The sequence below is a fragment of the Bacillus sp. AFS055030 genome (assembly GCF_002574545.1).
GTDB lineage: Bacteria > Bacillota > Bacilli > Bacillales > Bacillaceae_G > Gottfriedia.
This window is the reverse complement of record NZ_NUGT01000002.1, coordinates 52,975-72,099: the sequence shown is the minus strand read 5'-3', so window position 1 is coordinate 72,099 and position 19,125 is coordinate 52,975. Positions and strand designations below refer to the sequence as shown.

General features: G+C 32.1%; 20 protein-coding genes, 2 tRNA genes and 1 riboswitch. Of the genes, 19 read left to right on the top strand and 3 right to left on the bottom strand.

Going from position 1 to position 19,125, the window contains the following annotated elements; all coding sequences use genetic code 11:
• The first annotated feature begins 195 nt into the window (after positions 1 to 195).
• From CN925_RS00745 to CN925_RS00715, 6 genes are all read left to right on the top strand, one after another.
• Entirely contained in the window at positions 196 to 486 is a 291-nt protein-coding gene (locus CN925_RS00745) for a hypothetical protein (protein ID WP_098843852.1), read from the top strand.
• 470 nt (positions 487 to 956) lie between these two features.
• Positions 957 to 1,664, top strand: coding sequence for a hypothetical protein (locus CN925_RS00735; protein WP_098843850.1), 708 nt, complete (start codon positions 957 to 959; stop codon positions 1,662 to 1,664).
• A gap of 141 nt (positions 1,665 to 1,805) precedes the next feature.
• The gene (locus tag CN925_RS00730) at positions 1,806 to 2,279 is read left to right on the top strand and encodes an acyl-CoA thioesterase (protein ID WP_098843849.1); all 474 of its coding nucleotides are present in this window, start codon (positions 1,806 to 1,808) and stop codon (positions 2,277 to 2,279) included.
• A 405-nt stretch (positions 2,280 to 2,684) separates the two neighbouring features.
• The gene (thrS, locus tag CN925_RS00725; RefSeq protein WP_098843848.1) at positions 2,685 to 4,601 is read left to right on the top strand and encodes a threonine--tRNA ligase; all 1,917 of its coding nucleotides are present in this window, start codon (positions 2,685 to 2,687) and stop codon (positions 4,599 to 4,601) included.
• 247 nt (positions 4,602 to 4,848) lie between these two features.
• On the top strand, positions 4,849 to 6,519 hold the full coding sequence (locus CN925_RS00720; protein ID WP_098843847.1) for a DUF2339 domain-containing protein: 1,671 nt from the start codon (positions 4,849 to 4,851) through the stop codon (positions 6,517 to 6,519).
• A 24-nt stretch (positions 6,520 to 6,543) separates the two neighbouring features.
• Positions 6,544 to 7,050, top strand: coding sequence for a GNAT family N-acetyltransferase (locus tag CN925_RS00715; protein ID WP_098843846.1), 507 nt, complete (start codon positions 6,544 to 6,546; stop codon positions 7,048 to 7,050).
• A 295-nt stretch (positions 7,051 to 7,345) separates the two neighbouring features.
• Here the strand turns inward: CN925_RS00715 and hmpA are convergent, their stop codons facing one another.
• Positions 7,346 to 8,590 (bottom strand): NO-inducible flavohemoprotein, encoded by a 1,245-nt coding sequence (hmpA, locus tag CN925_RS00710; protein WP_098843845.1) that lies wholly within the window; start codon positions 8,588 to 8,590, stop codon positions 7,346 to 7,348.
• A gap of 186 nt (positions 8,591 to 8,776) precedes the next feature.
• Here hmpA and CN925_RS00705 point away from each other — a divergent pair, with 186 nt between their 5' ends.
• Positions 8,777 to 9,214, top strand: a complete 438-nt coding sequence (locus CN925_RS00705; protein ID WP_098843844.1) for an RrF2 family transcriptional regulator — start codon at positions 8,777 to 8,779, stop codon at positions 9,212 to 9,214.
• 70 nt (positions 9,215 to 9,284) lie between these two features.
• Here CN925_RS00705 and racE read toward each other — a convergent pair whose 3' ends face one another.
• Entirely contained in the window at positions 9,285 to 10,076 is a 792-nt protein-coding gene (racE, locus tag CN925_RS00700) for a glutamate racemase (RefSeq protein WP_098843843.1), read from the bottom strand.
• Between the two features lie 229 nt (positions 10,077 to 10,305).
• Positions 10,306 to 10,415: riboswitch (TPP riboswitch) on the top strand.
• Between the two features lie 87 nt (positions 10,416 to 10,502).
• Here racE and CN925_RS00695 point away from each other — a divergent pair.
• From CN925_RS00695 to CN925_RS00675, 5 genes are read left to right on the top strand one after another with little or no spacing between them, the layout of a single operon-like run.
• Positions 10,503 to 11,495 (top strand): ABC transporter substrate-binding protein, encoded by a 993-nt coding sequence (locus tag CN925_RS00695; RefSeq protein WP_098843842.1) that lies wholly within the window; start codon positions 10,503 to 10,505, stop codon positions 11,493 to 11,495.
• 12 nt (positions 11,496 to 11,507) lie between these two features.
• Entirely contained in the window at positions 11,508 to 11,798 is a 291-nt protein-coding gene (locus CN925_RS00690) for a thiamine-binding protein (protein WP_098843841.1), read from the top strand.
• Positions 11,798 to 12,565 (top strand): ABC transporter permease, encoded by a 768-nt coding sequence (locus CN925_RS00685; RefSeq protein WP_098843840.1) that lies wholly within the window; start codon positions 11,798 to 11,800, stop codon positions 12,563 to 12,565. Before CN925_RS00690 ends, CN925_RS00685 begins: the two co-directional genes overlap by 1 nt.
• Positions 12,562 to 13,293, top strand: a complete 732-nt coding sequence (locus CN925_RS00680) for an ABC transporter ATP-binding protein (protein ID WP_098843839.1) — start codon at positions 12,562 to 12,564, stop codon at positions 13,291 to 13,293. Before CN925_RS00685 ends, CN925_RS00680 begins: the two co-directional genes overlap by 4 nt.
• A gap of 4 nt (positions 13,294 to 13,297) precedes the next feature.
• Positions 13,298 to 14,065 carry a TatD family hydrolase gene (locus CN925_RS00675; protein WP_098843838.1) on the top strand — a complete coding sequence of 256 codons (768 nt, stop codon included), beginning with the start codon at positions 13,298 to 13,300 and terminating at the stop codon, positions 14,063 to 14,065.
• A gap of 296 nt (positions 14,066 to 14,361) precedes the next feature.
• Here the strand turns inward: CN925_RS00675 and CN925_RS00670 are convergent, their stop codons facing one another.
• On the bottom strand, positions 14,362 to 14,586 hold the full coding sequence (locus CN925_RS00670) for a helix-turn-helix domain-containing protein (protein WP_056472461.1): 225 nt from the start codon (positions 14,584 to 14,586) through the stop codon (positions 14,362 to 14,364).
• A gap of 200 nt (positions 14,587 to 14,786) precedes the next feature.
• Here CN925_RS00670 and CN925_RS00665 point away from each other — a divergent pair, with 200 nt between their 5' ends.
• The 7 genes from CN925_RS00665 (at position 14,787) to CN925_RS00635 (ending at position 19,038) form a co-directional block, all read left to right on the top strand.
• Positions 14,787 to 15,830: a GerMN domain-containing protein gene (locus CN925_RS00665; RefSeq protein WP_098843837.1), complete on the top strand. Its 1,044-nt coding sequence runs from the start codon at positions 14,787 to 14,789 to the stop codon at positions 15,828 to 15,830.
• A 157-nt stretch (positions 15,831 to 15,987) separates the two neighbouring features.
• On the top strand, positions 15,988 to 16,728 hold the full coding sequence (rph, locus tag CN925_RS00660; protein WP_098843836.1) for a ribonuclease PH: 741 nt from the start codon (positions 15,988 to 15,990) through the stop codon (positions 16,726 to 16,728).
• 24 nt (positions 16,729 to 16,752) lie between these two features.
• A complete protein-coding gene (locus CN925_RS00655; RefSeq protein ID WP_098843835.1) occupies positions 16,753 to 17,373 on the top strand; it encodes an XTP/dITP diphosphatase in 621 nt (206 codons plus the stop codon).
• Complete coding sequence (locus tag CN925_RS00650) at positions 17,373 to 17,879, top strand: metallophosphoesterase family protein (protein ID WP_098843834.1); 507 nt, start codon at positions 17,373 to 17,375, stop codon at positions 17,877 to 17,879. Before CN925_RS00655 ends, CN925_RS00650 begins: the two co-directional genes overlap by 1 nt.
• Positions 17,880 to 18,125: 246 nt before the next feature.
• Positions 18,126 to 18,199 (top strand) — tRNA-Gly (locus CN925_RS00645).
• 3 nt (positions 18,200 to 18,202) lie between these two features.
• A tRNA-Arg gene (locus CN925_RS00640) sits at positions 18,203 to 18,276 on the top strand.
• Between the two features lie 204 nt (positions 18,277 to 18,480).
• On the top strand, positions 18,481 to 19,038 hold the full coding sequence (locus tag CN925_RS00635; protein WP_098843833.1) for a DUF4240 domain-containing protein: 558 nt from the start codon (positions 18,481 to 18,483) through the stop codon (positions 19,036 to 19,038).
• Positions 19,039 to 19,125: the final 87 nt, after the last annotated feature.

The window sequence follows — 19,125 nt, the reverse complement described above, 5'->3', positions numbered from 1 at the left end:
TTACAAAGGGTACATTTTATTTCGGGACATGCTTTTTTTATAGTTAGAAAAAAATTATTGTCGATTAACTGATTATCAAAAAAAATTTCTCAGAGCAAAAAGTAAAGCATAACCGAAAATAATGGTAAACGAAATAAGCAGGTATAACTGTGTTAATGTATAGTTAGGAAAAACATACAGAAAGGAGATACTTAAATGAGAAAAATTTCTTTAGGTGAGATCGATGAGAGAATCGAGGGAAATCTTAATAAAGTAAATCTCCAAATTTTACAAACTATTCAAAGTGAACGGAAGAGTAGTACTAGAATGCGAAGTGTAGGTGAGAAAGAAGCTCTGAATCAATTAAGTATATATGAATGGAAAAAAGCGATAAGTTTAAGGAAAATAAAAAAATTGGCGAAAGGAAACTGTACTATGATTACAATTGATGAAATAAAAGAATATATGCGTACCACTAAAGATTTACCTAAAATGGAAAAAAGATAGAATTCACATTAATTATTACTCTAGATGTGTAAGCTGTCATCATTTTTTCAATTTAATATTGAAGAATAAAATGGAATTCATTCGTTCAATTGCATATTCTAATGTTTTTTAAGATTATTATTTTTCATAAAGAATTTGATTGGAACGTAAGGTTGCCAGGCTCCTATGGGAGATGCGGGAAGGCTGAGACCCCACAGGCGCACGCCGAGGAGACTATAGAATCTCGCCCCATGGAAAGCGAGCAACCTGTAGTGGAAATCAACGAGACACTTCTTACCTATCAATGATCCTCCTACAATTTAATTGACAAATTCTTTTTTCAACAGCGTGAAAAAGTATGTTCCCGGGACATGCTTTTTTTATATTTTTAAACAAACATCTTCTAATAAACTCCACTTTAAAATCATATCAATAGTAAAGGCGGATTCGGAATCGAACAACTCACTGCTTTCGGACGGAGGTTGACTAGAATGCAACAGTTTGAAGTCACATTTGAAACGAAATGCTACGAAAAAGATTGGGCAATACTTTTAAAGACAGATCGGATCGAAAAAATGATTGAATATAATCAATTTCAATTTAAAGAAAGAATTTTATATATTAATAACGTACAAGATGTAAAGGAAGTTAGTCGTCATGCAGATAAGCTTGTCGATAGAGATGTATTATCCTCATATGTAATAGTTGATGATTTTTCAAAAGAAGCTCTAAATTACTTTGAAATCACTAAGGAAAGCTTCAAAGGTGGCTATTACTATTCAATCTCAGAACTTGTAAGTATTTATCTTTGTAATACAGATTACTTACTTCATTTTTCAAGTGATTCTATTTTAGAGAAACCTTTTAATTGGATTGATTTATCGATACAAAAACTACAAAATGATGAAAAAATCAAAGTAGCAAATCCAATCTGGAATAGAAAAATTTTTGAGGCAAAACAAGAATCAATAGATGAAGACGAAAACTTTTATATTGGCTATGGATTTTCAGATCAATGTTACTTAATTAAGACAGATGATTTTAAAAATAAGATATATAATGAAAAAAATCCTATATCAGAAAGATACCCAATATATGGGGGAGAGCTTTTTGAAAAACGTGTAGATGCTTGGATGCGAAACAACCATTTTAAAAGAATCACATTCAAACATGGGAATTATATTCATCAAAACTATTAAATGGTTAGTATAGTTTTTATGACCTAACCGAATTAGGGAAAAGTAAGTAGAGTAGATAGAAAGCCCCCCTCAATAAATGAATGGTTATTCATTCTCTAGTAGAATTAATGATATAATAAAGCTAGTAAGGGGGCAAATTCGATGGGAAAAATGAATTATGTATCTAATATAGAGGAGTGGCAATCTGAGTTTTCTTTTAAGATTACAGTTAAAGTTCGATTTAGTGAAACGGACATGTTTGGTCATATGAATAATACAGTTCCATTCGTTTATTTTGAGGAAGCACGTATTGAGTATTTAAAACATTTAGGGTTTATGCAAGAATGGACGGCAAATCATAGTGAATTTATTCCAGTTGTTGCCGATTTACAATGTGATTACTTACGACAAGTATTTTTTAATGAAATAATTGATGTGTACGTAAAAATTGCAAAAGTAGGAAATTCATCAATTGATATACACTATATGGGGATTAATCCTCAAAATGAAATTTGCTTTACCGGTCGAAATTCTTTAGTTAATATAAATCGTCAAACAGGGCGAAGTGAACAATGGAAAAATGAGTGGAAAGAAAAATTATTAAATGAAACAAAGAATTCAGTTGTGAATGTTTAAAACAAGTAATGTTGTCACATACTGAATAAAGATTGAATAGAATGATAAACAATTAAATTAATCTTAAGATGAGTACTTGAAGAATTCAATGACATTCTATATAATACTTTTATAAGAATAAGGAAAAGCAAAGATCAAGGACACGAGCGTTCAAGACGATAGTAAGAGAGGAATTCATTTGGTGCGAGAATTCTCTATACGTTGAATGACTTACCACCTTGTAGCTATAGTGGGGAACGTAATTTTTTACAAGTATCTACTATCGGTGTAGACCGTTAAAACGTTGAGATTTTGTATACTTATTTTTGTGTACATTAAATTAGGGTGGAACCACGAGCACATTCGTCCCTACGAGTGTGCTCTTTTTTTATTGTCAAAATTAATTTGAAAAAGGAGTGAACTTAAATGATTTCAATTAAATTACCAGATGGATCAATTCGCGAGGTGGAACAAAATACAACAGTTGAAGATTTCGCGGGTTCAATCTCCATTAGCTTAAAGAAAAAAGCGCTTGGTGGAAAAATTAATGGTAAATTAGTGGATTTAAATACACCTATTACTGAAGATTGTGAAGTTCAAATAATTACTCAAGATGATCAAGAAGGCTTAGAAATGATGCGTCATAGTTCAGCTCATATTTTAGCTCAAGCAGTAAAACGTCTTTATAAAGGCGAAAAAGCTGCATTTGGAGTTGGACCTGTAACTGCAGATGGTTTTTATTATGATATTGATCTTCCTGTTTCAATTAAAGTAGAAGACCTACCGAAAATTGAAAAAGAAATGGAAAAAATTATTAAAGAAAACTTACCGATTACTCGTTCAGAGGTTAGTCGTGAAGAGGCAATTAAATTCTTCACTGAACTAGACGATGAGTTTAAATTAGAATTAATTCGTGATTTACCAGAAGATGCAGTTATTTCAATGTATAATCAAGGTGAATTCGTAGACCTTTGCCGTGGTCCACATGTTCCAACAACTGGACGTGTAAAAGCGATTAAATTATTATCAGTTGCTGGTGCTTATTGGAGAGGCGATGCAAATAATAAAATGCTTCAACGAGTTTATGGTACTGCGTTCCCAAGTAAGAAAGAATTAGAAGAGCATTTACACTTATTAGAAGAAGCTAAAAAACGTGATCACCGTAAATTAGGTAAAGAGCTTGAATTATTCATGTTCTCTGAAGAAGCACCTGGTATGCCATTCTTCTTACCAAAAGGTACTATTATCCGTAATGAATTAGAACAATATGAGCGTGGATTACAAACTTCAAAAGATTATAAAGAAGTTCGTACACCATTTATTATGAATCAAAGATTATGGGAGCAGTCAGGTCACTGGCATCACTACCATGAAAACATGTACTTTACTGAGGTTGATGAAACTAAATTCGCATTAAAACCGATGAACTGCCCAGGGCATATGTTAGTTTATAAAAATAAATTACATTCATACCGTGATCTACCAGTTCGTATGTGTGAAAATGGTCAAGTTCACCGTCATGAATATTCTGGTGCTTTAAATGGAATGATGCGTGTACGTACTTTTACTCAAGATGATGCACATATCTTCTGTCGTCCAGACCAAATTGAAGGCGAAATTATCGAAGTAATTAACTTAATTAAAGAAATTTACGGCGTATTCGGATTCACTTACAAAGTAGAATTATCAACTCGTCCAGAAGATTCAATGGGTTCAGAAGAGTTATGGAACTCAGCAGAGCAGGCGTTAGAAAATGTTCTGAAATCTGAGAACTTAGACTTTAAATTAAACCCAGGTGATGGAGCATTCTATGGTCCGAAAATCGATTTCCATATTCAAGATGCACTAAAACGTAGCTGGCAATGTGCTACAATTCAATTAGATTTCCAAATGCCTGAGAAATTTGATTTAACTTATGTTAATGAAGATAATCAAAAAGAACGTCCAGTTGTTATCCACCGTGCAATTTACGGTTCAATTGACCGTTTCTTAGGAATTTTAACTGAGCATTTTGCTGGAGCATTCCCATTATGGTTAGCACCGGTTCAAGTAGCGGTATTACCAATTTCAAGTGTTCACAATGAATATGCACAAAAGCTTGCTGAACAATTAAAAGCTGCAGGAATCCGTGTTGAAGCTGATTTACGTGGTGAAAAAATTGGATATAAAATCCGTGAAGCTCAACTTCAAAAATTACCTTATATGTTAGTAGTTGGTGATCAAGAAGTTGAAAATAATACTGTAGCTATTCGTAAACGTGGCGAAGGTGACATTGGTACTCAACCATTCGATAGCTTCTTAGAAATGATTAAACAACAAAATTTAGAAAAAGTTCTATTTTAATTTGAAAAATCCTCCATTTTTAATATGGAGGATTTTTTTATTTGACCGATATAATTAGAAATGATTGTTTTCCAGTAGAGCTGATTGCCTTTATTTACCGGGAAATATGACGAAATTTGAAAAAAACATACTTCATTAACAGTTAATATATAGGATAAATCTCAGGAAATATCGAACTTATATGAAGGATGTCTTTTCAGTTATTTAGTCTTAATAATCTACATAGGTATGTTAAGAGGTGATGTAGTTGGATAATCAGAATCAAGATCTTCAAAAAAAGGTAGAAAAGCTTGAAGAAGAAGTGAGAGAGATGAAGAAAAAAATTGAATTTCTCTTAATCACAAAGGAAACTTCAGACGAAATTAAACAAATAAATCAACCTAAAGTAAATAAACCTAAACCACAAAAAACAGTTAGTAGACAGGTAAAAGTAACAGTAGAAACTGAAAAGGTTGACTATGAAGCGCTTATTTTTCAAAAGTGGTTACCTAGATTTTTTATATTTATTTTCATTCTTGGAGTAATGTGGGGGTTTAAAGCGGCATCAGATTATGGGGTTTTAAACAAATATGCAAAAGTAGGGATTGGATTTGTTATAGCAATCGCTTTATTCTGGTACGGTAATCGTCAAATGAAAGCTAATCGATCAACACTCGGCCAATCATTAATTGGTGGCGTGTTACCTGTATTATTTTTAACTACATTTGCTATGCATCATTTATATCATATGGTCGGGTCAACAGTTGCATTTTCCTTTCTAATTGTTTGGGTATGTATTGGTTTTTATTCTATGAATAGATATAAATCAGAAGTTATTGGATTAATAAGTATAATAGGGGCTGTTTTTGTACCATTTCTAGTTAAAAGTGATTCGCCAAACTATTTATTTTTTTCAATCTATGAAACCGTAATTTACTTATGCTTTATGTTTTATGCGACATTTAAGAAATATCAATTCATCTATCTTTCGTCTGCAATATTATTACATTTATCTTATTTAATTGTTGCTGTAGTTAATTTTAATACGAATGGAATTGAGTATTTCGCATTAAGTATTATCGTTCAACATATTAGTTTGCTAGCTATATTGATAAAATCTAAGTTTACTATTAAAAAACAAGTATTAATTCTTCACACTAGTTTTATTTTAACTATTGGGTGGATCTTTAGTGCATTTGAAGATCAGACTAGAACATTGATTTTAATCTTTTTATGTGTAGGCTATTTATTCCTTACTTTTTATTATAAAAAGAAATCGGATTTTTTCTTTGGATTTTCGACGAATTTTATATTAGCTCTTTCATTCTTATGTTTGGACAGTGTTTCAGTAAAATTACTCTGTACTGTATTAATCATTCAAGCAGTATCAAGTTATATATTTTATTTAAGATATCGAGATGTACTCAAATTAATTATAGCTGCCCTTACATTCATTCCTGTAGGGATATCCATTTTATCGGTTGGAATCGATTCTTTTTGGTCTGTTGAAACATTGAATTGGCTAGTGTTAATTATAGCTCTAATTGTCATTACAATTTTGGCTTATAAAAAAGAAGACGAAAAACAATTTATTTTATTAAGCAGTTCTTTATTAATTACGGTAATATTGATTGCTTTTATTACACAAATTGTTCAAATTCTTGCAGTAAATCTATCTGATAATATGATTCGATTATTAATTAATATAAGTTGGATCTTGCTTTCAATTGTAGCTATGATACTTGGTAATATGAAAAAGTTTAAAGTATGGACTTATACTGGGATAGGTTTATTATTACTGACGCTAGGAAAACTTGTATTAATAGATTTACCAAATATTACATTAATGGTTAGAGCTGGTTTATTTATACTACTTGGCTTGATTGGATTAGTTATTTCTAGAATATTTTTTAAGGGAAGTAATAGTCAAAAACAATAAAATTTAGTATACAGGAGTATTTTAATGCTAATCACTGAAACTAAAAACTTACTATTAATGACGTTTACTAAAGAAGCGATGGTTTCTGTTTTAAGTGGATGTAAAGAATTGGAGTTTGAAAATCAATTTTATCCATTCGCTAATGGGTGGCCAATTCAAGTATATAAAAATCTTTTCCCATATAAGATTTCTCGTTTTCAAACGCATCCTTCTGAAGAAAAATATGAAGGGATTATCATTCATAAAAAAGATCGAGTAATTATTGGTGATATGGGATTTAAAGGTGGTCCTGATGAAACTGGGATTATGGAATTAGGCTATAGCATTGCACCTAGTTATCAAGGAAAAGGGTATGCAACTGAAATGGGTAAGGCTTTTTGTGAGTGGGGTTTGCAGCAAAATCATGTGAAAAGAATATCTGCTATTTGTTCCATTTATAACCATGCTTCTATTAGAGTTTTAGAGAAAATTGGCATGATAAAAGTAAAAGAAGAAATTGAAAAGTATTATTGGATAATAGATAAAAAATAAATTAAGATTTTCAATTAATAGAATGATCAATTCTTTTAAAAGAAGGTGGGCTTATTCTTACAACAAGAAATACACCGATCATCTTTATGGTCATAACTAAACGTGAATTTGGTCGGTTTTTTTTGTACGATCTAATGATAAGCGGCTTAGTATATGGTTCACTAAAAAAATACTACTCAAGCGATCTAATCGCAATTTTTGGTAGCTTCACAATACCGACAGTTTTAAAAAGAATGGCTATATTATTGGAGCAGAAATAAAAAGGATGCTCGATTAAGAGCATCCTTTCTAAATATTAACCTTGATGTACAGTGTTTTTAGGTTCAGTGTCTAAATTCATTGCTGGTCCGAAGAATTCGTAATGAATTTGTGTATCTTTAATTCCTAATTCTTTTAAGTTTGTTATAATCGCTTTTAAAAATGGTACTGGTCCACATACGTAATAATCTGCATTGTCAGATTTAACATTGTTATTTAACCATTCTGCATCAATATAACCTTGCTTTTTAAAGTTATTATTTTGAAGATCTTCCTTAGAAGGGTTTTCATAAACAAATGATAAATTGTAATTTGTTAATTGCTCTTTTAATTGGTTTAATTCATTTGCAAATGCTTGTAATTTACCGTTTCTTGAAGCGCTTATGAAGCTAACTTTACGATTTGGCTGATTACTTGCAATTGTCTTAGCCATACTGATTAATGGTGTAATTCCAACACCACCGCTTAAGAAAACAACATCTGAATCAATGGCAGTATTTAAAGTAAATTCACCTGCTGGAGCAGTAATCTCTAATGTATCACCAACGTTTACTTGATTGTGTAGGAAGTTTGAGAATTTACCTAGTGGTTGATTTTCTTCAGCTTCTTTTTTAACTGAAATTCTAAAGTGATTTTTACCTGGTGCATCAGATAAACTATACTGTCTGTTTGATAAATATTCTTCACCAGGAATTTGTGAACGAACAGTAATGTATTGACCAGGTAAAAAAGTAGGAACTGATGAACCATCTTTAGGAGCTAAGTAGAATGATGTTATTACATCGCTTTCTTTAACTTTTTCAATGACTTTAAATTCTTTAAAATCAGTCCAACCGCCTTCTTGAGAAGAAGCTTCTTCATACATTTCTTTTTCAATATCGATAAATACTTGAGCAATAATTCCATATGCTTCTGCCCAAGCACCTAGTATTTCATCAGTTGCAGCATCACCAAGTACTTCTTTAATTGCCCCTAGTAAATGTTGCCCTACGATTGGATAGTGCTCTGGTTTAACTTCAAGACTGCGGTGTTTATGCGCGATTTGCTTTACTACCGGAATAATTGTTGCTAGTTTATCAATATTCTGTGCTGCAGCTAAAACAGTATTTGCAAGAGCGGTTTGTTGTCTACCTTGTTGTTGATTTGTATGATTAAATACATTTAATAGTTCAGGATGATTAGTAAATAAATTTTTATAGAATACTTTAGTAATTTCTGTACCTTTTACTTCTAAGACAGGAACTGTTGACTTAATAATATCAATTGTTTTTTGAGATAGCATGAAAAATCCCCCTAATCACGTTTTAAAGTAGTATTGTAAATACATCTTTATCTTAGACCTAGAATTAATTTAAAGCAATATACGAAATACATCTTTTTTGGTTTTTTTCGCAAAAAGACATAAAAGTTTAAAAAATGTTCACAATTATGCTATGATAAATCATAAATAAGACAGTGAGGACAAGTTATGCGTTTAACAACTTATTCGGATTACTCTCTTCGTGTACTAATATTTCTAAGCTCAGAGCCACGTGAAAAATTAGTTAATATTAAGGACATCGCTGAAGCGTATGATATTTCTAAAAACCATTTAATGAAAATAATTTATAATTTAGGTAAGATGGGCTATATTGAGACTATACGTGGTAGAAACGGTGGAATTCGTTTAGCTAAATTGCCAACAGAAATAAATATCGGTGAAATAATTCGTAAAACTGAAGAGGACTTTAATATTGTAGAATGTTTTGAACATGGCAATACTTGTGTTATTACACCTGTTTGTTCTTTAAAACATATATTCAACAATGCATTAGAACAATTTTTAAAAGTTTTAGATCAATATACACTAGATGATATCGTAAAGAACAATGCGATGCTTAAAGATTACTTTTCAAGTAAAGAATAAATTTTAAAACACAAAAACCAACAAAGATGTACTTTGTTGGTTTTCTTCATTTTATATGTTCTATAGACTTTTATAGTTTAATATACTTTACGTTTTCCAGTGGTTCTTGGAATAAAGATGAAGCTATTTTACGAAAAATCGTAGGATCCCCAGTTGTAAAAAATTCATGTGAAGTGATTTCAGAGTTAGATAAAATATTTTGTTGATCAAGTATTGCACTTACTTCTAAAGCTGTTTCATCGCCCGAACTGATCAGTTGGACGGATGGTCCCATCACTTTTTGAATGATTGGACCGAGTAATGGGTAATGCGTGCAACCAAGTATTAAAGTATCAATATTTGAATCGATAAGTGGTGCAAGGGTGTGTTTAACAATCTCAAATATTTCAGGTTTATTGTAATCCCCATTTTCAACAATTCCAGCAAACTCTGGGCATGCCAATCCTTCGATTAGTACTTTATCATTAATCCGCTTTAGTGCAGAATGATATGCTTTACTATTAATGGTAGCATTCGTTCCAATGACACCGATTCGATCATTTTGTGTTAATTTTATTGCTGCTCTGGCTCCTGGGCGGACAACACCAATGACTGGTATTTGAAGTTTCTCTCGCATTTCATTTAAGACTACTGATGTTGCTGTATTACAGGCGATGACTAACATTTTTATATCTTTCTCCATTAGAAAATTAGTCATTTCCCAAGTGAATTCTCTAATTTCTGTATATGGTCGTGATCCGTATGGACATCTTGCTGTATCGCCTAAGTATAAAATGTCCTCTTTAGGTAATTGTCTTATAATTTGTTTGGCAACTGTTAAGCCTCCAACACCTGAGTCAATGACCCCGATTGGTTTATTCAAAAAATCCCCTCATTTTACAAAAAATTTGTTGATGTAGTATATTCTTTATTCATTTAAGATTTTACTATAAGAAATGATATTTTTGTTTATCATTCTCTTTTAATAAATATTAAAATTTCATAGTTTCATTGCGCTTATTAACAGAGTATTAAAACATTTAAACACTAGTTAAAAATAATTCGTAAATACAATCATTATCTGTTATATTAATGAGGAAAGTTTATATATGAGAAAAATGTGGAGGGGCCAGTGTTGCTGGCTGAGATAGCATCCTTAAGATGTTGACTCTTAGAACCTGATCTGGGTGATGCCAGCGTAGGGAACAGTATCTCTTTTTAGATATGTTTTTTACAGCGCATTTACGTCCGGGTTCGTACCCGGACGTTTTCTTTTTTTATAAACAAAAACCAAAAGGGGATATAGATAATGAAAAAACTAGTAGTATTTTTAGTGGCTATTTGTTTAATGTTAACTGGATGTGCTCAAGACAAAACTGCCACTAATAAAAAGACAAAGCAATTAAAAAAGGTGACTGTCGTACTAGACTGGACGCCAAATACAAATCATACGGGGCTTTTTGTTGCTAAGGAAAAAGGTTACTTTAAGGAACAAGGGCTTGATGTAGATATTATCAGCCCGGGAGAAACAGGGGCAGATCAATTGGTGGCATCTGGTAAAGCGGATTTTGGCGTTTCTTATCAGGAGTCAATTACACAAGCGCGAGTTCAAAATGTACCAATTGTATCAATTGCAGCAATTATTCAACATAATACTTCTGGATTTGCATCACCAGTGAATAAAGAAATTAAGTCTCCAAAAGATTTCGTTGGAAAAACATATGGTGGATGGGGTTCACCTGTTGAAAAGGCAATTTTAAAATCGCTTATGGCAGAAGAAAATGCGAATGTTAATAAGTTGAATATTGTGAATATGGGTGATGCTGATTTCTTTACTGCAGTAAAAAGAGATATCGATTTTGCTTGGATTTATCAAGGATGGACAGGGATTGAAGCAGAACTTCGCGGTGAAAAATTAAACATGATCTATTTAACTGATTATAGTAAAAAACTTGATTACTATACGCCAGTTTTAGCTACTAACGAAAAAATGATTAGTAAAAACCCTAAAACAGTAAAAGCGTTTGTGGCTGCAGCATCAAAAGGATATAATTTTGCGATCGATAACCCTAAAGAAGCCGCTTCGATTTTAATAAAGGATAATCCAGATTTAGATAAAAAATTAGTGGAAAAAAGCCAAGAATGGTTAGCATCTAAATATAAAGATGATGCAGACCGATGGGGTGAGCAAAAGTTATCAGTTTGGAAAAACTATGCAGATTTCTTAGCTGAAAATAAATTGTTAGAAGGAAACTTTAAGCCAAAAGAAGCATTTACGAATGATTTCTTACCAGCGAAATAAGGAGGAGCAAAAATGCAAACTACTTTAATGAGTGTCCAAATTATACCGAAAACAAATAATATTGAGGATGTTATTCCAGCAGTGGATGAAGCAATTAAAATTATTGATGAGTCAGGTGTAAAATATCAAGTTCAACCATTGGAAACAACTATGGAAGGTGACTTGAATCAATTGTTAATGGTTGTTCAAAAAATGAATGAAAGAATGATTGAAATAGGTTGCCACAATGTTATTACTCAAATGAAAATACTTTATCAACCAAAAGGTATTACGATGGATGTGTTAACGGAGAAGTATCGTTAATGAAATCTAAACATATAAAAGGATGGCAACCAATTGTTGTCATCCTGCTTTTTTTAATTTGTTGGCAGCTAAGTATTAAAGTTTGGAAAATTGAATCTTGGTTATTGCCAGGACCAATCGCAATCTTTAAAGAAGGAATGAAATCAACTAGTTCATTACTTCCTCATATTTCTTCTACAATTCAATTAACGATTATTGGTTTGTTAATTGGTAGTTTATTAGGATTTTTAATAGCATTTCTATTGCATTTAATCCCAGGCGTTAGGGAAGCTTTTTACCCATTATTAATTCTTTCTCAAAATGTACCAATTATTGTATTGGCACCGCTATTAATTATTTGGTTTGGGTTTGGTGTATTACCTAAATTAATTATTATTTCTCTTGTTTGTTTTTTCCCAGTTACAGTTTCAGCATTGGATGGTTTTAGACAAACACCAAGTGAATTAATAAATTATATGAAAATGGCAGGGGCAACCAAATCACAAATTTTTTGGAAAGTTGAGTTGCCTTTTTCTTTACCTTCGATTTTTTCTGGCTTAAAGATTTCAGCGACATATAGTGTAATGGGGGCAGTTATTTCAGAATGGCTAGGAGCGAAATCTGGAATTGGAGTGTATATGACTTTAGCTTCATCTTCATTTAGAACAGATCGAGTATTTGTTTCAATTTTTATTATTATGTTTTTAAGTATGCTTTTCTTCTTCCTAATAGTCGTAATTGAACGAGTTACTGTTAAATGGAAAGTTAAAGGGGAGAATCGAAAATGACATTACAAGTGGAACAATTAACAAAAAGTTATAGTAGTCATCAAGTGTTAGATAATATTTCCCTTTATGTAAATGAGGGGGAATTTGTATCAATTTTAGGTCCATCTGGTAGTGGGAAGAGTACGTTGTTTCACCTTATAGGCGGTTTACTAAAACCCGATTCTGGTGAAGTTAAGCTAAATGGGTCAATCATAAATGGAGAACTTGGCCATATTAGTTTTATGCCACAGGATCATTCATTACTACCTTGGAGAACAGTCTTAAAAAATATTGTTTTATCACAAGAGTTAAAACATAAACCCGATGAAAAATTAGCAAGAGACTGGCTTAAAAGAACTGGTTTAGAAAACTATGAGAATGCTTACCCGCATGAATTATCTGGTGGTATGAAACAAAGAGTTTCATTTTTAAGGTCATTACTAGCACCGCAGTCGTTTATGTGCATGGATGAGCCATTTTCGGCATTAGATGAATTTACTAGACTAGACATGCAACAATGGCTCTTATCAATTTGGGAAGAGCAACGAAGATCAATTTTATTAGTTACGCATAATATTGATGAAGCGTTGTTAATGTCTGATCGAATCTATATATTTTCTGATAAACCCGCCAAAATAAAAGAAGAAATTATTGTGCCATTTCCAAGGCCACGCAAAAAAGAATTATTACTAAGTGACGAATTTACGGAATATAAAAGAAAAATCTATTTGGCTTTAGAGAAGGAGTAATACGATGAAAATGATAGATGCTCATATTCATTTAGATTCTTATGATACTAGTCAAAGAGAAGAAATATTATCTAATTTAGAAAGACATGAAATCGAAGCAATTATTTCTGTTTCAATGGATTTAAAATCTAGTAAAGAAAATTTAGCGTTAAAAAAACAAAATAATCGTGTACATCCAGCATTTGGATTTCATCCTGAACAACGAATTCCTTCTGATGAGGAAGTTGATAAATTAATTGAATGGATTATGATTCATAAGGATGAAATGGTCGCAATCGGAGAAGTTGGATTACCATATTATAAGAATTTAGAAGAACAGATTGATTACGCCCCTTATATTCAATTACTAGAAAAATTTATCTCACTTGCAAAAGAGTTAAATAAACCAATCATATTACATGCAGTGTATGAGGACGCTGAAACTGTATGTAATCTATTAGAAAAATATATTATTAAAAAAGCTCATTTTCATTGGTTTAAAGGGGATGATCATACAATTAAACGGATGATAAAAAATGAGTATTTTATCTCAATCACACCAGATGTTTTATATGAAAATGAGATTCAAGACCTAGTAAAAAAGTATCCTTTAGAATTAATGATGGTAGAAACAGATGGTCCTTGGCCATTTGAAGGGCCTTTTGCGAATGAATTTACACATCCTAAATTTATGCATCATTCAGTTGCAAAGATCGCTGAGTTAAAAGACATAGATTTATCAGTAGCATATAAAACTTTATATGAAAATACTAAGAAGTTTTATAGTATTTGAAATAAGAAAATCGTTTTCTAACTGGAAACGATTTTCTTTTTGTTTTTTTATAGGTAAAAAAGTTCTAAAATAAAATCCCCCTATAGCAGAGAATCTATCTTAATTTACAGATAGGCTTTTTTATCTACTATAAGCAGGATATAAAGTAAAACTTTCAAAATTTAGATAATCAGATTCTTTTACAGGCAAGAAAATAGAGAAATGTAAATCTTTAGTTTCAATGTAAATACTATAACCGGCATGTCGTTTAGAATGCCGGCAGTATGTTGGTTTGTAGAAGTATTTCTACAAAATAACTACAATTCAAGCTCTCCCATACGAAGAAGCTCTATAACTGCTTGTGATCGCCCCTTAACCCCAAGCTTCTGCATTGCATTTGAAATATGATTTCTCACAGTTTTTTCACTTATAAAAAGCTCTTCAGCAATTTCTCTTGTAGTCTTATCTTGAACAAGAAGCTCGAATACTTCTTTTTCACGCTTTGTGAGTGTGTGCTTTGTTTGATAGTCTCTATCCTTCAACTGTGCTAACCCTCCTTGCTTGACCGAGCTGTTCTTCGGATGGGTATTCATTTAGTCTTTTTATCATATGAAAGATAGGTCTTTTAGGTGAATATTTCCAGTAAATTTAGAGCTAGATTTAAATTATTTATTTTTTTCTATTTAGCTTGTTCTAAAAAATGTACAGGCTCGTATAAATAGTAAAAAAGCGTGGGGGGAGTATGTTGATGAAAAAAAGATTGTTAGTAACAGCGGCAGCGGTATGTGGAATCGCAACTTTGAGTGGATGTAGTTTGGTCCCAACGAAATCTTCAACTGATATTGATCCACCTAAAACTGTAGTTTATAAAAGTGATCAACCTTCAAAAGAAGTAGCAAAGAAGGAAGAAACGGTAAAAAGGGAATTATATTTACTTGACCGTAATGGTTATGTTGTACCACAAACCTTCCAATTACCTAAATCTACCAGCCTAGCTAAACAAGCGTTAGAATACTTAGTAAAAGATGGTCCTGTTACAGACGAATTACCGAATGGTTTCCAAGCAGTTTTACCTCCAAATACAGAAGTTCTAGGTGTTCAAACTCAAAAGGATGGTACAATCATTGCTGATTTTTCACCAGAATTTAAACAATATCGTGCTGAAGATGAATTAAAAGTATTTCAAGCTGTTACTTGGACGTTAACTCAATTTGAAAATGTGACAAAGGTGAAAATTCGAGTAAACGGAAAAGAACTAGCATCGATGCCAGCAAATAAGGCTCAAATTGGTGATGGGTTAACAAGAGATGATGGAATAAACTTTGATAAAGGTGATATTGTAGATATTATGAACTCCAGACCAGTTACCCTATATTATGTATCTCAAGGGGAAATGGGAGACACTTATTATGTACCTGTAACGACTAGGATTTCAAATGCTGAAACAGATCCATATACAGCAATTGTAAATGAACTTGTAAAAGGTCCTTCTGAATATTCAAATTTAGTTTCCGATTTTGGAAGTGATACGAAACTAGTTAGCCAACCTGTATTCAAAGGCGGTAAGCTAGTCCTTAATTTTAACGATGGTATCTATGGAAATATTGCCAAAAATATGATTAATAATGATGTATTACAGCCATTAGTTCTTTCTTTAACTGAGCAAAAAGGTGTGAAGTCCATTGAAATTCAAATCAATGGTAAATTAACTGCGATCGACCAGCAAGGCAAGCCTTTAAGCCAACCAGTTTCTAGACCTAAGGATGTAAATACGAAAAAATTGTAAGCCTTTGTTATGTAAAGATCCTATTAACCTTGTACAAAAATTGTGAGGATTTTTGTACAAGGTTTTTAATTTTATCTTTAAATTTACTCAATAAGTAGAAATGAAATCACATTTTTGTCTATACTAGTATTTGGAAGATTTTGTAGGAGGAACAATCATGACAAGAACAGATGGAAGATTAAATAATGAACTTAGACCTATCGAGATTATTACTCACTATACAAAACATGCAGAAGGTTCTGTGCTAATAAGTATTGGTGATACTAAGGTAATTTGTAATGCAACAGTTGAAGACCGTGTACCACCATTTTTAAGAAATAGTGGAAAAGGTTGGATTTCTGCTGAATATTCTATGTTACCTAGAGCTACTCAAGAGCGTACAATACGTGAATCATCTAAAGGTAAAGTAACTGGTCGAACAATGGAAATTCAACGATTAATTGGAAGAGCGTTAAGAGCAGTTGTCGATTTAGAAGCACTTGGCGAAAAGACAATTTGGATCGATTGTGATGTCATCCAAGCAGATGGAGGAACACGAACAACTTCAATTACTGGTGCATTTGTTGCAATGATGCTCGCTTTTGATAAATTAGTTAAAATGGATAAATTGAAATCATATCCTGTAAAAGATTATTTAGCAGCAACTTCAGTTGGTATTTTAGAAGACCTTGGACCGGTTCTAGATTTATATTATGTAGAAGATTCGGCTGCAAGTGTTGATATGAATATTATTATGACTGGAAAAGGACAGTTTGTTGAACTTCAAGGAACTGGTGAAGAATCAACTTTTTCAAGAGAAGAATTAAATGAGTTATTATCTTTGGGTGAATTAGGCATTAAATCTCTAATTGAAAAACAAAAAGAAGTGTTATTACAAGAAGGTATTAAATTTCAATAATCATTTCGAGGAGAAACTTTAAGGATGGAAACAATCATTATTGCGACAAATAATCAAGGCAAAGTGAAGGATTTTGAAGTGCTTTTTAACCCAATGGGATTTCAAGTTAAATCTTTAAAAGACTTTCCTGAAATTCAAGAAATTGAAGAAACAGGAACTACATTTGAAGAAAATGCGATCTTAAAAGCTGAGTATTTAGCGAGTGAGTTAAATGCACCAGTCATTGCAGATGACTCTGGTTTAATAGTGGATGCACTTGAAGGTAGACCAGGTGTTTATTCTGCTCGATATGCTGGATTACATAAAAGTGACGAAGATAATATGCAAAAAGTTTTAAGTGAATTAGAAGGCGTTTTTCCTGGCGAAAGAACTGCGCGATTTTATTGTGCATTAGCTTTAGCAGTTCCAGGTAAAGAAACGATTACTGTTCATGGTACAGTTGAAGGGTATATTGCTAACGAAAAACGAGGAACAAACGGTTTTGGCTACGATCCGATTTTCTTTTTGCCAGAATTGGATAAAACGATGGCTGAATTAACAAAAGATGAAAAAGGTGGCTTGAGTCATCGCGCAAATGCAATCAAATCATTAATGAATGTAATCAATAAAGAAGATAAAGACTTATTATTTAAAGGTTCAAATTAATGAAAGTACTAATCGTAAGTGATAGTCATGGATTGACAAAACCATTGCAAGAAATCGCCGATCGATATCGTGACAGAGTAGATCTAATGATCCATTGTGGGGATTCGGAATTAGAAGTTAATGCTAAGGAACTAGAGGGTTATCATGTTGTAAGAGGAAATTGTGATTTCAGGGGAGAATTCCCTGAGGAATTTATTCACCGTGGGAATGAATATACTATCTTTGCAACACATGGTCATTTACATGGAATAAAACAGTCATTACAAAAGCTGTATTATCGTTGTAAAGAAGTTGGTGCTACAATTGCTTGCTTCGGCCATTCACATGTATTAGGAGCAGAATTAATTGATGGCGTGCTTTTTATTAATCCTGGCAGCATTTTACTACCGAGAATGCGAAAAGAAAAGACTTATGCAATTCTTGAAACAATTGAAAATAAAGCTAGTGTTACTTTCTATCATACAGATGGAACAAAGCTTTTAACATCTACATTTGAATTATCATGAATAAAAGGTGGTTAGTAGCTCTTATGACGCTACTAACCATATATAGAAACAAAATAATTCGGAGTAATAAAAGCTTGAAAACCCTAATAAACTAAGGTAATTATACAACTTTAAAATTTTTTCCTTTATTTTGGAAAAAAAGTTTAAAAATAGTGTTGACTTTATTTTGCATAGTGACTATAATAAATTATGTCGACAGGGTGATGTCGCCAAGAAATAAAAAAGAATCAAGAAAATGAAAAATATGCGGGTGTAGTTTAATGGTAAAATAGAAGCCTTCCAAGCTTCGGTCGTGGGTTCGATTCCCATCACCCGCTCCATATGTCCTGGTAGCTCAGCAGGATAGAGCAACGGCCTTCTAAGCCGTCGGTCGGGGGTTCGAATCCCTCTCAGGACGTCCAAAAGACACTTGTTTTACTTAATGTAAAATAAGTGTCTTTTTTTGTATTTTAATGAAATGACCTAAGAAATAAAATGATGAAATACGTTTACTATATAAATTAGTACATATTCCGATTCTTAAATAGAAAACTTTGATCATCATAAAATTTATACTAGTTATGTTATTCTAAAATATAAATAAAAAAGTGGAGTGATATAAATGAACGAAAAAGAATTTTGGAGCCTAATATCTAAAATGCATATTGTTGAAGAACCATATGAATGGGTAATCAATCATTTAGCTAAACAATCTGATGATGAGATAGCTAGTTTTGAAATTCAATTTGAAACTTTATTTTCCAAAGCATATACCGCAAATCTTTTAGGAGCTGCATGGATCATTATGGACGGCTGTTCGGAGGATTCGTTTGCCCATTTTAGGGCTTGGTTAATCGGTCAAGGAGAACAAGTTTACAAGAAAACATTAAATGACCCTGATTATTTAGCTGAATACATTTTTCCTATTTATGAAGAAGAAGGACTTACGCCAGAATTAGAAGATATGTTAGATTTGGCTTTACAAGCATATTCAATCAAGCGTAAAGGCGATGATGATTGGGATGATCAATTGTGGAATGAGTTCAATTCACTGATCGAAAACAAAGGTTACGAATATCCTCAACAACAATTAACAATTGATTGGAAATCAAAAGACGAATTAAAAGCTAAATTTCCAAAGTTATGGAAAAGATTTGGCAATAAACCATTAGGGTACTAAAAATAGCCAAATGCAGTGTTATCATAAAAACGATTCAACTATACTCGTATCATTAATATTTTAAATAATTTTAATTCATGATACACT

Excerpts from the sequence above, each read along its gene's own strand:
- CN925_RS00680 (WP_098843839.1), top strand. The coding sequence starts at position 12,562 with ATGACATTACAAGTGGAACAATTAACAAAAAGTTATAGTAGTCATCAA.
- CN925_RS00675 (WP_098843838.1), top strand. The coding sequence starts at position 13,298 with ATGAAAATGATAGATGCTCATATTCATTTAGATTCTTATGATACTAGT.
- CN925_RS00745 (WP_098843852.1), top strand. The coding sequence starts at position 196 with ATGAGAAAAATTTCTTTAGGTGAGATCGATGAGAGAATCGAGGGAAAT.
- CN925_RS00655 (WP_098843835.1), top strand. The coding sequence starts at position 16,753 with ATGGAAACAATCATTATTGCGACAAATAATCAAGGCAAAGTGAAGGAT.
- CN925_RS00650 (WP_098843834.1), top strand. The coding sequence starts at position 17,373 with ATGAAAGTACTAATCGTAAGTGATAGTCATGGATTGACAAAACCATTG.
- CN925_RS00715 (WP_098843846.1), top strand. The coding sequence starts at position 6,544 with ATGCTAATCACTGAAACTAAAAACTTACTATTAATGACGTTTACTAAA.
- CN925_RS00695 (WP_098843842.1), top strand. The coding sequence starts at position 10,503 with ATGAAAAAACTAGTAGTATTTTTAGTGGCTATTTGTTTAATGTTAACT.
- CN925_RS00705 (WP_098843844.1), top strand. The coding sequence starts at position 8,777 with ATGCGTTTAACAACTTATTCGGATTACTCTCTTCGTGTACTAATATTT.
- hmpA (WP_098843845.1), bottom strand. The coding sequence starts at position 8,590 with ATGCTATCTCAAAAAACAATTGATATTATTAAGTCAACAGTTCCTGTC.
- CN925_RS00685 (WP_098843840.1), top strand. The coding sequence starts at position 11,798 with ATGAAATCTAAACATATAAAAGGATGGCAACCAATTGTTGTCATCCTG.
- CN925_RS00665 (WP_098843837.1), top strand. The coding sequence starts at position 14,787 with ATGTTGATGAAAAAAAGATTGTTAGTAACAGCGGCAGCGGTATGTGGA.
- thrS (WP_098843848.1), top strand. The coding sequence starts at position 2,685 with ATGATTTCAATTAAATTACCAGATGGATCAATTCGCGAGGTGGAACAA.
- CN925_RS00730 (WP_098843849.1), top strand. The coding sequence starts at position 1,806 with ATGGGAAAAATGAATTATGTATCTAATATAGAGGAGTGGCAATCTGAG.
- rph (WP_098843836.1), top strand. The coding sequence starts at position 15,988 with ATGACAAGAACAGATGGAAGATTAAATAATGAACTTAGACCTATCGAG.
- CN925_RS00635 (WP_098843833.1), top strand. The coding sequence starts at position 18,481 with ATGAACGAAAAAGAATTTTGGAGCCTAATATCTAAAATGCATATTGTT.
- CN925_RS00690 (WP_098843841.1), top strand. The coding sequence starts at position 11,508 with ATGCAAACTACTTTAATGAGTGTCCAAATTATACCGAAAACAAATAAT.
- CN925_RS00735 (WP_098843850.1), top strand. The coding sequence starts at position 957 with ATGCAACAGTTTGAAGTCACATTTGAAACGAAATGCTACGAAAAAGAT.